The following is a 13,735-nucleotide window of genomic DNA, read 5'->3' as shown; positions in this document are numbered from 1 at the left end:
TAATCACAAGCGTATCAAGCTCAAATTAAATGGCCTGAGTCCAGTACAATACCGGACTCAGGTTTTAGCTGCCTAGTTTTTAACCGTCCAACATTTGGGGGTCACTTCACTCCTGCGTGGGAACGCCAGGTTTTTTTTCTCGTTCCCATGCTCCTGCGTGGGAACGCCAGGTTTCTAAATAAACAGCGCGGTGATTCACCTTGCAGGTTTGCTCCGACGCCGCTGCGCGCCGAAGTCGCTGCACCTGCAAGGTGAATCCCCGCTTTGTCAGTTTCAAGAAGGCTGGTTCACAGGTTGGTTTTTTCAGCGGTGGCAGAAGCCTGATCCAGTTCCCATGCTCTGCGTGGGAGCTCCTCCAGAATTTCAGAATGAGTAGCGCAGTTTGAGGTGAACTTTCTTTTGAATTAACGCAAGTGTGACAAGTACAACCCCCACTGCAGCGACTTCGGCGCGAAGCGGCGTCAGAGCAAAGTGGGGGTGTACTTGGCGCACGTTGTTTGCCAGTAGTTTGGTTTTATGCATTTCCGGGCAGGAGTGGGTTGGTGCTATTTTTGGGTATGCATTCCCACGCAGGAGCATGGGAACGAGTGGGAGAGTGAGCTGATGCTGTTTTGGGATAGGCATTCCCACGCAGAGCGTGGGAACGAGGGGGTGAGCGGAGCGTGGGAACGAGGGGAGGGGGTGAACTGTTTAAGCTTGACGCTTTTCAATCAGCGAAAATACTCCGCTGGCGTTGAACACATTCTTGCCTTCAACCGTTAATGCACAGCTGGCAAAAATCATCCGTTTGCCGGCACGATGAATCTTGACCCGTGCCTCCACCCAATCGCCGGCTTTGGCCGGTGACATAAACTCGCTATTCAGCGTCACCGTCACAAAAGCCACCGGATGGTCGTAATGAGCCAAAATCGCATCACCGAAGGCATTATCGGCAATGGTCATCATCGTGCCACCATGGGCTACCCCGATCTTATTCAAATGCTCGTGAGTCAGGCGGATACCTAAAACAGTATGCTTGCCATTCTCATCAACCTGCTCAAAATAAGGACCCGTCAAATCTGAAAACGGACTGTTCCTGTTCAACAAACGGAACCCACTGGGAATATCGTGATTGCTCATGGTGTTATTAGTATTTAAAAAATTAATTCAAAGGGACATCAAGCATATCACTATAGCGTTGCATATGGAAATCGTGATCGCCAAACATCGTGTTAATCAAATTCACACGCTTGTAAAAATGCGCCACATTCAGCTCATCGGTCACTCCCATGCCGCCGTGCATCTGCACCGCCTCCTGGCTCACCTTGCGAGCCAGCTTGCCAATATAAGCTTTCGCGCCCGATGCCTTGAAAACCCGGTGCTGCAGGTTCCCGTTTTGCATTTCGATCGCGGCCAGCAAGGCCATTGAATTGGCCTGCTCAGCGGCAATCGCCATCTCTGCCATGCGGTGCTGCAAGGCCTGGAAAGTGCCAATCGCCACGCCAAACTGCTTGCGGGTTTTCAGATACTCAAGGGTGGCATCATTCAAAGCTTTAATTAATCCAACCAGTTCGGCGCACAAGGCCACGTTGGTTTGGGCAATCGCATCCATAATCGCGGGCAGGGCCTTGCCTTCTTCACCAAGCAGGGCGCTGGCGGGTACTTCAGCCTTGTCCAGCACGATATCAGCGGCATAATGGCCGTCGTGGGTTTTGTAGGTTTTCAGCGTTACGCCGGGGGTGGCGGGGTCTAGCAGGAAAACGGAAATGCCGTCCTCATCGCCGGTTTCACCATGGGTGCGGGCGGAAATCAGCAGTTGACCGGCAGAAGGCGCATCAATCACCATGGCTTTGTGCCCGTTCAGTACCCAGCCGTTTGCTGATTTCGTGGCGGTGGTGGATACCATTTTTTCCAGATAACGGAAGCCGGGCTCGTAATGGCCAAAGGCATACGTGGCAGAACCGTCGGCAATACCGGCAATGAGTGTTTCTTTTTGTTCCGCTGTGCCAAGCGCGTTAATCAGGCCGCCAGAAAGCACTACGGTGCTTACGTAAGGCTCTAAAATCAGGCCGGGCGCCAGGGCTTTCATGACCAGGTACGTGTCCAGTGGTGTACCGTTCAGGCCACCCAGGTCTTCATGAAAAGGCAGGGCCAGAATGCCCAGTTCGGCGTAGGTATTCCAGGCATTGCGGTCATAGGCCTCTTCACTGGCGGCCAGTTTCCTTCTTGCTTCAAACGCATAGTCTTTGTTAATAAACCGGCTAATGGTATCTTCCAGCGCCAGCTGTTCTTCTGTGAAATTAAAATCCATGGAAAAGCTCCAGATATTCGTTTACTAAGTTCAGGTAAGTAGGTTCAATGTTGCCGTTATGCCTTACAGGCCAAGAATCATCCGGCAAATAATGGATTTCTGCACTTCACTTGAACCGCCATAAATGGTTGTTTTGCGCACATTGAACGAATTTCCCGTTAAATGATAAAAATCAGCCGGGAATGCACTGCTGATATCTTCATGGGAAGTGTCCATAATATGGGCGGGTGCGTAATTGCCCAGGGCCAGCGAGGCCAATTCAGCAATGTCCTGTTGAATCTCGGAGCCTTTTACCTTAAGAATCGACGCCTCGGGGCCGGGCGTGTGTTGTTTGCCATCGGCCGACACCACTTTCAGGTTGGTGATTTCCAGCGCCATCAGGTCCAGTTCAATTTGGGCCAGACGGTCACGGAAACGCGGGTCTTCAATAAGCGGCCGGCCATTATTGCCAGGCTGCTTGCGGGCCATTTCCTTAACGCGGGCAAGCGCAGCTTTGGAGCGGCCAACCCGCGCAATATTGGTGCGTTCATGACCCAGCAGGAACTTGGCGTAAGTCCAGCCCTGGTTTTCTTCACCCACCAAATTGGAAACGGGCACCCTTACGTTTTCAAACCACACCTCGTTCACTTCGTGCCCGTCGTCCAGCATAATGATGGGGCGCACGGTAATGCCGGGGGTTTTCATGTCAATCAGCAAAAAGGAAATCCCCGCCTGCTTGCGTACTTCAGGGTCGGTGCGAACCAGGCAGAAAATCCAGTCGGCGTGCTGGGCAAGGGTGGTCCAGGTTTTTTGGCCGTTCACAATATAGTGATCGCCATCGCGCACGGCGCTGGTTTTCAAAGAGGCCAGGTCCGAGCCGGCACCGGGTTCGGAATACCCCTGGCACCACCAGTCTTCACCTGAAATAATACGGGGCAGAAAACGGTCCTTGATTTCCTGTGAGGCATATTTCTGGATAACCGGCGCTACCATTTTCAGTCCGAAAGACAGCTGCTCGGGGGCACCGTAAGTGGCGCATTCTTCTTCAAAAATATGGCGTTGCACGGCATCCCAGCCAGTGCCGCCATATTCAACCGGCCAGGCGGGTGCACCCCAGCCCTGACGGTATAATGTTTTTTGCCATTCCACCCGCTCCTGTTTGCCTAGCGGTTCGCAGTTGAAAATTTTTGCCCTGATACTGTCACTGACGTTATTTTTCAGGAAAGTCCTGACTTCTTCCCGGAACGCGAGCTGTTCCGCATTGAAATTGATATCCATGGTTATATCTCTGTAGAGTTTAAGAAGAATAGGTAATTCTGCATTGCAAAATGAAAATCTTTAAAATGGAATTATGATACCTTGAATTCGCGTCCATTAAAAGCATTGCGTTTTAAGCATTATATGATTCAGAATAAGGTCTTTGGTGAATAATATGGTGTATTATTACTGCAATCCGTTATTTCCGCATTGCGGAATTGTTAATAACAAAATAGTTTAAATACTCTTTGGAGCCAGATTAAATGAGTCACGCAACTTATGAAATTAAAGATCGTGTAGCTTTAATTACATTTCAGAACCCTCCCGTTAATGGAATGAGCTACGCGCTCAGGAAAAACCTGGTTGTTTTCGTTGATCAGGCCGAAGCGGACAGTGGGGTTGATGCCATTGTCATTACCGGTTCTGCACGCGCATTTTCAGGCGGTGCCGATGTGACCGAATTTGGCACACCCAAGGTTTTGCAGCAGCCCATTCTGCGTGTGGTCATTGAAGTGCTTGAAAATGTGACCAAGCCGGTTGTGGCTGCCATTGATGGCGTTTGCCTGGGCGGTGGACTTGAGCTGGCCCTGGGTGCCCACTACCGTGTGGCTGCGGCCCATGCGCAAATCGGCCTTCCGGAAGTAAAACTGGGACTGTTGCCTGGCGCGGGCGGCACACAACGCCTGCCACGTGTTGTCGGCCTGGAAAAAGCCTTGCACATGATCACCACCGGCCAAGTCATCAAGGCCAAGGCACTGGCCGATACCGCTTTGCTTGATAAAGTGGTTGAAACTGACGTGGTTGGTGCCGCCATTGCCTTTGCCAAAGAAGTGGTTGCACAAAACCTGCCGCTCAAGCGTGTGCGTGATATTGAAATCAGCCCCGAGGGTGCCAATGAGATTTTGCAGGCCGCCCGTGAGAAGCTTGAAAATGGTAAAAAAGGCCAAATTGCCCCGCTTAAATGCCTGGATGCCGTGCAAGCCAGTGTTTTCATGCCATTCGATGATGGCCTGAAATTCGAGCGCGAATTGTTCCTGCAACTCATGAGCTCGCCTGAATCGGCGGCCATGCGCCATATTTTCAGTGCCGAACGTGCGGCCACCAAGATTCCTGACGTGCCAGCCGATACATTGTTGCGCAAGGTTGAAAAAGTGGGTGTGATTGGTGCCGGTACCATGGGTGGCGGCATTAGCATGAACTTCCTGAACGTGGGGATTCCGGTGGTGCTGCTAGAGCAGAAACAGGATGCCCTGGACCGTGGTGTGGCCACGATTCGCCGCAACTACGAAAACACCATGAAAAAAGGGCGTATTACGGCAGAGCAGGTTGAAGAAAGAATGGCATTGCTGTCAACCACCCTTAGCTATGATGATTTTGCCGATGTCGACCTGGCGATTGAGGCGGTATTTGAAAACATGGATGTCAAGAAAGCCGTGTTTTCAGAGCTGGACCGTGTCATGAAAAAAGGCGCCATTCTGGCTTCCAATACGTCTACCCTTGACCTTAACGTGATTGCCGGCTTTACCAGCCGCCCTGAAGACGTCATTGGCCTGCACTTTTTCAGCCCTGCCAATGTCATGAAACTGCTGGAAATCGTGCGTGGTGAAAAAACCGCGAAAGATGTGCTGGCCACCTCAATTGCATTGGGCAAGAAAATTGGCAAGAAGCCGGTCGTGTCCGGTGTTTGTGACGGTTTCATTGGCAACCGCATGCTGTACGCTTACCGTGATGCGGCCGACAACGCCATGCTGGCCGGTGCATCGCCTTCACAAATTGATAAAGCCCTTGAAAACTTCGGTTTTGCCATGGGTCCATACCGTGTTGCCGACCTGGCCGGTCTGGATATTGGCTGGGCCGTGCGCAAGCGTCGTGCCGAAGCCAACCCTGATGCCTACGTGCCGGTGGTGGCCGACCGTATTTGTGAAGCGGGCCGCTTTGGCCAGAAAACCGGTGCGGGCTGGTACAAATATGAAGCGGGCAACCGTACGCCTATCGTTGATCCGGTGGTTGAGAACATTGTCAAGGAGTTCCGCGAAGCCCGTGGCATCACCCCGCGTGTGGTCAGTGACCAGGAAATTGTCAACCGCTGTATTTTTGCGCTGGTTAACGAAGGTGCCAAGATTCTGGAAGAGGGCATTGCCCTGCGTGCTTCCGATATTGATATCGTTTACCTGAACGGCTATGGTTTCCCAGCTCATCGTGGCGGCCCAATGCACTACGCACAACAGGTTGGCCTGTTCAATGTCGTACGTGCCATCAAGCGGTTTGCCGCCGCTTCCGAGGCAGAGGCCAGGTTCTGGAAGCTTGCTCCGCTGCTTGAAAAGCATGCAGAATCCAACGAGCCCCTGAAATAAGCAATTTGTACGGCGGGATACGTTAAAATTAACGATCTCAAAGACAGGCTTGATATCCTGAATGGTGCGCAAGCTGCCATTCAGGATCAATCACTACAGCGTAAAATGATGCTGTCTTTGTGCTGATTGATCACATTTTCATTAGTCGCAAACTTAAGGCTTTAGATATGATAAATAAAATTTGTGGCAGCGTTGAAGAAGCTGTCGCGGACGTATTTGACGGCGCTACCGTCCTGATTGGCGGTTTTGGCGGGGCCGGTCATCCTACCGAACTGATTCACGCCCTCATTGACCAGGGTGCCCGTGACCTGACGGTTGTGAATAACAATGCGGGTAACTTTGAAACCGGTCTGGCCGCTTTACTCAAGGCAGATCGCGTTCGCAAAATCATCTGTTCATTTCCGAAGTCATCCAATTCGAATGTTTTCAATGAGAAATACAAGGCCGGTAAAATCGAGCTTGAATGTGTGCCGCAGGGTACCATTGCCGAGCGCCTGCACGCAGCCGGGGCCGGTCTGGGTGGTTTCTATACCCGTACCAGCTATGGCACCGATTTGGCCAAAGGCAAGGAAACCCGCGAAATCAATGGTCAGCACTACGTGTTTGAATATCCCATTCACGGTGATTTTGCATTTGTCCTGGCTGAAAAGGGTGATCGCTGGGGGAACCTGGTGTATCGCAAGGCAGCACGCAACTTTGGCCCGGTCATGTGCCAGGCTGCCAAAACCACCATTGTCCAGGTCAAGCAAATTGTGGAACTGGGTGAACTGGATCCCGAACACATCATTACACCGGGAATTTTCGTGAACCGCGTGGTTCAGGTTGAAAATCCTCATATCTCTAGCTAAGGAAAACAATAAAATGGAAAAAATCACACGCGAGCAAATGGCTGAGCGCCTGGCAAAAGATATTCCTCCTGGCAGCTACGTTAACCTGGGGATTGGTATTCCCGTACTGGTGGCCAATTACCTTAACCCTGAAGATGAAGTGTTGCTGCATAGCGAGAACGGTATTCTGGGAATGGGCCCAACCCCGCCAAAAGGAGAGGAAGATTTTGAATTGATCAACGCCGGTAAACAGCCGGTAACCCTGTTAACAGGCGGTTCTTTTTTCCACCACGTGGATTCTTTCGCCATCATGCGTGGCGGTCACCTTGATTTATGCATCATGGGTGGCATGCAGGTTGCCGCCAATGGTGACCTGGCCAATTGGTCGCTGGGTCGTCCCGGTGAGCCGCCGGCAGTGGGTGGGGCCATGGATCTGGCCGTAGGTGCCAAGAAAGTGTTTATCCTGATGGAGCACAACTCCAAAGACGGCTCTCCCAAAATTCTTGAAAAATGTACCTTGCCTGTTACCGGTCTGGGTGTGGTCAGTCGCATTTATACCGATATCGCCGTCCTTGAAATTACACCTGAAGGTGTAAAAGTCATCGAGAAACTGGTGGATATCAGTGATGAAGACTTGCAGGCCCGCACAGGCGCGAAGCTCATTTTCTAATCGTTTTTAATTTTTTTATCTTTTTCTGGAAATCAGCAAAATGACTAATGCATATATTTGTGATGCCGTCCGTACCCCCATCGGCCGTTACGCCGGTGGTTTGTCCACCGTTCGTACCGACGACCTGGCTTCCTTGCCGATTAAGGCGCTGGTAGAGCGTAACCCTTCCGTAAACTGGGCCGAACTGGACGATATTATTTACGGTTGTGCCAACCAGGCGGGTGAAGATAACCGCAACGTGGCCCGTATGGCCGGCTTGCTGGCAGGCCTGCCGGTTGAGGTGCCCGGTGCCACTATTAACCGTTTGTGCGCGTCCAGCCTTGACGCGATTGGTACCGCTGCCCGTGCGATCAAATCCGGTGAAGTTGATCTGATGATTGCCGGTGGTGTTGAAAGCATGTCACGTGCCCCATTCGTCATGGGCAAGGCTGAAACCGCTTTTTCTCGGACTGCCAAAATTGAAGACACCACTATTGGCTGGCGTTTTGTCAATCCTAAAATGAAAGAGCAGTACGGCATTGACTCCATGCCTGAAACCGCTGAAAACGTGGCTGATGACTTCAAGGTTTCCCGCGAAGACCAGGACGCTTTTGCCCTTCGCAGCCAGCAACGTGCCGCGCGTGCGATTGCGGAAGGTGTTTTCAAGGAAGAAATCATTCCGGTTTCCATCCCCCAGAAAAAAGCTGATCCTAAAATCGTTGATACCGATGAGCACCCGCGTGCAACCACGGCAGAAACCCTGGCTAAACTCAAAGGGGTGGTTCGTCAGGGTGGTTCGGTCACTGCCGGTAACGCCTCGGGTGTTAACGACGGTTCCTGCGCCGTGTTGCTGGCTTCTGATGAAGCCGTCAAGAAATACGGCCTGACCCCCAAGGCACGTGTGGTTGCCATGGCAACCGCCGGTGTTGCGCCACGCATCATGGGTTTTGGCCCTGCACCCGCCATTCGCAAGGTGTTGGACAAAGCAGGCTTGACCCTTGAGCAAATGGATGTGATCGAGCTGAACGAAGCGTTTGCCGCACAGGCATTGGCCGTTACCCGTGACCTGGGCCTGGCCGATGATGCCGAACACGTGAACCCCAATGGCGGTGCCATTGCCCTGGGTCACCCATTGGGTGCGTCAGGTGCCCGCCTGGTAACCACCGCCATGTACCAGCTGCATCGCACCGGTGGCCGTTATGCCCTGTGCACCATGTGTATTGGTGTTGGCCAGGGTGCTGCCGTTATTATCGAACGCGTTTAATGCTTGTCTGGCAGTCCTGTTTTCCTTTCGGGCGGCGGGGCTGTCAATACAATTGTTCAATAATCAAGAAACCCAATCCTGTTATATGCGGGCTTGGGTTTTTTGTTTGTACGCGAAGCATTTATTTTTATTACAATGGGCAATTATTATTTGCCTTGCTTGAAAAATCGAATGAACAAACCTCATTACCCTCATCCTGTTATTGCCAAAGAGGGTTGGCCTTTCCTGGCAATCTCCATTGTTGCCGCACTTATCGTTTCGCTCTGGTCTTTTGCGGTTTCCATTCCGTTCTGGATCATTGCCCTGTTTGTATTGCAGTTTTTCCGTGATCCCCGGCGGGTTGCTCCTGATGGCGACAATTTGGTACTGTCTCCGGCCGATGGGCGCATTGTGGCCGTTGAAGAGGTGTATGATATTTATGCACAGCGCGATGCCATCAAAATCAGTGTTTTCATGAATGTGTTCAATGTGCATTCCAACCGCTCACCGGTTGATGGCACGGTTAAAAAAGTCCAGTATTTTTCGGGCAGGTTTTTTAATGCCGCCCTTGATAAGGCATCGCTTGAAAACGAACGCAACGCCATGGTGCTTGAAACACCAAACAAGCACACCGTTACCGCTGTGCAGGTGGCTGGCCTGGTTGCCAAACGTATTTTATGTTATGCAAAACAGGGAGATGAACTCAAGCGCGGCCAGCGTTATGGTTTTATCCGTTTTGGTTCCCGGGTAGACGTTTACCTGCCTTTGGGGTCCCGTCCAAGAGTTGTTATTGGTGATAAAGTCAGTGCCACCAGCACGGCCCTGGCCGATTTACCTGCTGAATAGTAAAACATCATGAATGATCTTCACCGCCGTCGCAGTGTTTACCTGCTGCCTAACGCTTTTACCACCGCCAATCTGTTTGCCGGGTTTTATGCCATTGTACAGGCCATGAATGGCAAATTTGAAGTGGCGGCCATTGCCATTTTTGCCGCCATGGTGCTGGATGCCATGGATGGTCGGGTAGCCAGGATGACCAATACGCAATCGTCCTTTGGCGAGCAATATGACTCCATGTCCGATATTGTGTCTTTTGGGGTGGCGCCCGCCTTGGTGATGTATGAGTACCTGCTGCAGGATATTGGCCGCTGGGGCTGGATTGCCGCCTTTATTTATGTGGCGGGGGCGGCTATCCGTCTGGCCCGCTTCAATACCAATATCGCGGTGGTGGACAGTCGTTTTTTCCAGGGCTTGCCCAGCCCGTCAGCGGCTGCCCTGGTGGCCGGGTTTGTCTGGCTGTCTGTCGATAATAAAATTCCCAGTTACGAGTTCCAGGCCTGGATTGCCTTTGCGATTACCACTTATACCGGTATTACCATGGTGTCGAATGCGCCATTTTTTAGCGGCAAGTCACTGGCCCTCGAGAAAAAACTGTCACCGGCCACCATTATGCTGGCGGTGGTGCTGGTTTTTGCCGTTGTGTCGGTGAATCCGCCGATTGTGCTGTTTGGGCTGTTTGTTATTTATGGCCTGTCGGGTTGGGGGGTGTGGTATTTTCGCTGGCGTAAAATCCGCCAGCATTACAACAGCCGCCGCAACCACGATGACCCACCCGTGTAGTTGTGGTTTTGCCTAATCGTTCCACCAGCGCTCATAGCGCAGGTCGGGGCCCGAATGGTAATGGGTAACCGCATCGCCATCGCGCCCGAAATACACAAACATTAACGAATTCCAGGCATTGCTTTGTTTGTAGCGGTAAGTCCAGACCACTTCATTTTTTTCACCCAGGCCAACCCGGTCTATTTCAGCGGGCGGCCCAAATTCGCAGGCCACATCGTTTTGTGTCCAGCGACCTTCGTTAAGTCGCCTGAAATGGCTGTCGGTAAGCAGTGACTGGACGTTGTCTATATGGCCATCCTTGTTTACATTGGTGCCATAGGCGTATTGCCCCAGGGGTTGCTGGCTCCAGACCAGTCTTTGACGGCCATCAGCCAGGGTGCAGCGGTAATTGGGTGAGCCCAGCTGGCTTTCAACCTGGCTGATGGAGCTGTTGGGCGGGATGTCCCGATAAGTGGTGCAGGCTGAAAGCGCCAGCAGGGTGCAGGCCAGCAGGGCCGGTTTAATCCGCTTATGTTGTGCCAAAGTAAACATTTTCATTTCCTTTTTGTTATCGAAGATAAATTGGGCATTATCTATCGGAATAAGCTATAATGGCCAACTTAGCTATTGCAGGTGTATGGTACTAGTATTGATGATACCTTTATCGTGCAGGCATTGTTATATTTAATTTTATTTTAATGGTAATTCACGGTAATGCCCCTCAGTGTTACCGCATGTCCCAGAGGAACATATTATGTCAGTAGCAGATATCAAAAAATCAGAAATCGTTTCAGAATTTGCCCGCAAGGAAGGCGATACAGGCTCTCCTGAAGTTCAGGTTGCCCTGTTAACCGCCCGTATCAACGAGTTGACCGGTCATTTCAAAACACACATGAAAGACCACCACTCACGTCGCGGTTTGCTGCGCATGGTTAGCCGTCGCCGCAAAATGCTCGATTACCTGAAAGGCCGTAACCCTGATTCTTACCGCGCACTTATCGAAAAACTCGGTCTGCGTAAGTGATTTCCGGGGTTTTTGCCCAAGGATAAAACCGTGCACAGTGCCATTTTGGTACTGTGCACGGTTTTTTTATTGTTGTTTGTTTGCCAAATTTAAATGCATGGGATCATGGTGCATTTTTGCAGTGAACGGGCAAATAATTATTGTAAGGAATACAAATGTTTAATAAAGTGACCAAGTCATTTCAGTATGGTAGTCATACTGTTGTTCTGGAAACGGGCGAGATCGCCCGTCAATCCTCGGGTGCTGTTATTGCATCCATGGGCGATACCGTAGTGTTGGCCACGGTTGTGGCAGCCAAACAGGCTAAAGCAGGCCAGGACTTCTTTCCCTTAACGGTCGATTATGTAGAAAAAACTTATGCAGCCGGTCGTATTCCCGGCGGCTTCTTCAAACGCGAAGGCAAGCCTTCTGAAAAAGAAACCCTGACATCCCGCCTGATCGACCGTCCATTGCGTCCGTTGTTCCCTGAAGGCTTCTACAACGACGTTCAGGTTATTATCCATGTCCTGTCCGTAGATCCCGAAATTGACCCCGATATTGTTGCCATGATTGGTGCATCGGCTGCCTTGTCTGTTTCAGGTATTCCTTTCAATGGCCCCATTGGTGCTGCCCGTGTAGCCTATATCAATGGTCAGTACGTATTAAGCCCAACCGTTTCCCAGCTCCAGCACTCCGAGATGGACCTGGTGGTTGCCGGTACCGAATCTGCCGTATTAATGGTTGAATCAGAAGCCCGGCAATTAAGCGAAGAAGTCATGCTGGGTGGTGTGGTGTTTGGTCATGAGCAAATGCAAGCAGCCATCAATGCCATTCACGAACTGGTTGAAGAAGCCGGCAAGCCTGAATGGGATTGGGAGCCTGCGCCCAAGAATGAACCGCTTATTGCTGCGGTTACCGCGCTGGCCTCAGAGGGCCTGAAAGCCGCTTACGAAATTCGCCAGAAGCAAGAGCGTACCGGCAAACTGAAAGAAGTGTACGCCAGCGTTAAGCAGGCGCTGGTTGAACAGGCGGCGGCAAACAACGAAGACGCGCCAGATAGCGTTGCGGTTGAAAATATCATGTTTGACCTGGAATCAGCCCTGGTTCGCGGACAAATCCTGAATGGTGAACCCCGTATTGATGGCCGCGATACCCGTACCGTGCGTCCAATCAGCATCCGTCTGGGTGTTTTGCCCCGTACCCACGGCAGTGCCTTGTTCACCCGTGGTGAAACACAGGCCCTGGTAGTGGCTACACTGGGTACCAAACAAGACGAGCAAATTATTGACTCCGTCATGGGTGAGTACCGTGACCGTTTCATGTTGCATTACAATATGCCTCCGTTTGCCACCGGTGAAACCGGCCGTTTCGGTTCTCCCAAACGCCGTGAAATCGGTCACGGCCGTCTGGCCAAACGCGCACTGGTTGCCACGTTGCCTAAACATGAAGATTTCCAGTACACCATTCGCGTGGTTTCTGAAATTACCGAATCCAACGGTTCTTCATCCATGGCTTCCGTTTGTGGTGGCTCATTGGCCATGATGGATGCAGGTGTACCTGTACAAGATCACGTGGCCGGTGTTGCCATGGGTCTGATCAAGGACGGTGGCAAGTTTGCCGTTCTTACCGATATCCTGGGTGATGAAGATCACCTTGGTGATATGGATTTCAAAGTAGCCGGTACGGAAAAAGGTATTACCGCCTTGCAAATGGATATCAAAATCCAGGGCATTACCAAGGAAATCATGCAGGTTGCCTTGGCGCAGGCCCGTGAAGGCCGCTTGCATATTCTGGGCAAAATGAACGAAGCGCTTACCGGTTCACGTACCGAACTGTCCAGCTTTGCGCCTCGCATGCTGACCATGAAAATCAATCCCGATAAAATCCGTGACGTGATTGGCAAGGGTGGTGCAACCATTCGTGCCCTTACCGAAGAAACGGGCTGCCAGATTGACATCAGTGATGAAGGTGATGTGGTCATTTCCAGCGCTGATCTTGAAAAAGCCAAAGAAGCCGAGCGTCGTATTGCTGAGCTGACCGCTGTGGTTGAAGTGGGTCAGGTGTACGAAGGTACGGTTCAGCGCCTGCTGGATTTTGGCGGTATTGTGCAAATCCTGCCAGGTCGTGATGGCTTGCTGCACATTTCTGAAATTGCCAATTACCGCATTGCCAATATCAACGACGTGCTTGCCGTTGGCCAGAAGGTTAAAGTTAAAGTGATCGAAGCCGATGACCGCGGTCGTCTGCGTCTGTCAGCCAAGGCTTTGGGTGGTCTGGAGGGTCTGGAAGGCTCAGCTCAACCCACAGAAACCCCTGCTGATGGTGAATAATCACCTTTAATGAGCTATTGCCCGTTGCCACGCGAGTGAAGGACTCGCTCCCACGCTCTCGCATGGTAACATTTCTGGTTCCCACGCTCTGAAGTGACCCCCAAATGTTGGACGGTTAAAAACTAGGCAGCTAAAACCTGAGTCCGGTATTGTACTGGACTCAGGCCATTTAATTTGAGCTTGATACGCTTGTGATTATAGTAG

Annotated in this window: 14 protein-coding genes; 9 read left to right on the top strand and 5 right to left on the bottom strand. The window is 51.5% G+C overall.

What is annotated here, in order from left to right:
* Positions 1–76: IS3 family transposase (locus IE074_RS14430; RefSeq protein ID WP_189384488.1), on the top strand; the 76-nt coding region annotated here is incomplete at its 5' end.
* Between the two features lie 614 nt (positions 77–690).
* Here the strand turns inward: IE074_RS14430 and IE074_RS14425 are convergent.
* The 3 genes from IE074_RS14425 to IE074_RS14415 all read right to left on the bottom strand — a co-directional run bounded on the left by IE074_RS14425 (position 691) and on the right by IE074_RS14415 (position 3,547).
* Positions 691–1,119, bottom strand: a complete 429-nt coding sequence (locus IE074_RS14425) for a PaaI family thioesterase (RefSeq protein ID WP_189386148.1) — start codon at positions 1,117–1,119, stop codon at positions 691–693.
* Between the two features lie 22 nt (positions 1,120–1,141).
* Positions 1,142–2,290, bottom strand: a complete 1,149-nt coding sequence (locus IE074_RS14420) for an acyl-CoA dehydrogenase family protein (protein ID WP_189386147.1) — start codon at positions 2,288–2,290, stop codon at positions 1,142–1,144.
* Positions 2,291–2,353: 63 nt separating this feature from the next.
* Complete coding sequence (locus IE074_RS14415) at positions 2,354–3,547, bottom strand: acyl-CoA dehydrogenase family protein (protein ID WP_189386146.1); 1,194 nt, start codon at positions 3,545–3,547, stop codon at positions 2,354–2,356.
* 242 nt (positions 3,548–3,789) lie between these two features.
* Here IE074_RS14415 and IE074_RS14410 point away from each other — a divergent pair, with 242 nt between their 5' ends.
* The 6 genes from IE074_RS14410 (at position 3,790) to pssA (ending at position 10,219) form a co-directional block, all read left to right on the top strand.
* Positions 3,790–5,880 carry a 3-hydroxyacyl-CoA dehydrogenase NAD-binding domain-containing protein gene (locus tag IE074_RS14410; protein ID WP_189386145.1) on the top strand — a complete coding sequence of 697 codons (2,091 nt, stop codon included), beginning with the start codon at positions 3,790–3,792 and terminating at the stop codon, positions 5,878–5,880.
* Positions 5,881–6,047: 167 nt separating this feature from the next.
* Entirely contained in the window at positions 6,048–6,728 is a 681-nt protein-coding gene (locus IE074_RS14405) for a 3-oxoacid CoA-transferase subunit A (RefSeq protein WP_189386144.1), read from the top strand.
* A 13-nt stretch (positions 6,729–6,741) separates the two neighbouring features.
* Positions 6,742–7,377, top strand: coding sequence for a 3-oxoacid CoA-transferase subunit B (locus IE074_RS14400; RefSeq protein ID WP_189386143.1), 636 nt, complete (start codon positions 6,742–6,744; stop codon positions 7,375–7,377).
* Positions 7,378–7,417: 40 nt separating this feature from the next.
* On the top strand, positions 7,418–8,620 hold the full coding sequence (gene pcaF / locus IE074_RS14395; RefSeq protein ID WP_189386142.1) for a 3-oxoadipyl-CoA thiolase: 1,203 nt from the start codon (positions 7,418–7,420) through the stop codon (positions 8,618–8,620).
* A 171-nt stretch (positions 8,621–8,791) separates the two neighbouring features.
* Positions 8,792–9,445, top strand: a complete 654-nt coding sequence (locus IE074_RS14390; protein ID WP_189386141.1) for a phosphatidylserine decarboxylase — start codon at positions 8,792–8,794, stop codon at positions 9,443–9,445.
* 9 nt (positions 9,446–9,454) lie between these two features.
* Positions 9,455–10,219, top strand: a complete 765-nt coding sequence (pssA, locus tag IE074_RS14385) for a CDP-diacylglycerol--serine O-phosphatidyltransferase (protein ID WP_189386140.1) — start codon at positions 9,455–9,457, stop codon at positions 10,217–10,219.
* 12 nt (positions 10,220–10,231) lie between these two features.
* Here the strand turns inward: pssA and IE074_RS14380 are convergent, their stop codons facing one another.
* Positions 10,232–10,750, bottom strand: coding sequence for a hypothetical protein (locus IE074_RS14380; RefSeq protein ID WP_189386139.1), 519 nt, complete (start codon positions 10,748–10,750; stop codon positions 10,232–10,234).
* A gap of 202 nt (positions 10,751–10,952) precedes the next feature.
* Here IE074_RS14380 and rpsO point away from each other — a divergent pair, with 202 nt between their 5' ends.
* Positions 10,953–11,222, top strand: a complete 270-nt coding sequence (gene rpsO / locus IE074_RS14375; RefSeq protein WP_189386138.1) for a 30S ribosomal protein S15 — start codon at positions 10,953–10,955, stop codon at positions 11,220–11,222.
* Between the two features lie 155 nt (positions 11,223–11,377).
* Positions 11,378–13,531 carry a polyribonucleotide nucleotidyltransferase gene (gene pnp / locus IE074_RS14370; protein ID WP_189386137.1) on the top strand — a complete coding sequence of 718 codons (2,154 nt, stop codon included), beginning with the start codon at positions 11,378–11,380 and terminating at the stop codon, positions 13,529–13,531.
* Between the two features lie 122 nt (positions 13,532–13,653).
* Here the strand turns inward: pnp and IE074_RS14365 are convergent.
* Positions 13,654–13,735 (bottom strand): IS3 family transposase (locus IE074_RS14365; protein ID WP_189385467.1); only part of this gene is annotated, 82 nt, incomplete at its 5' end.

This window comes from Advenella faeciporci (assembly GCF_014652395.1).
Taxonomy (GTDB): domain Bacteria; phylum Pseudomonadota; class Gammaproteobacteria; order Burkholderiales; family Burkholderiaceae_B; genus Advenella; species Advenella faeciporci.
This window is presented reverse-complemented; position numbering and strand designations above follow the sequence as displayed.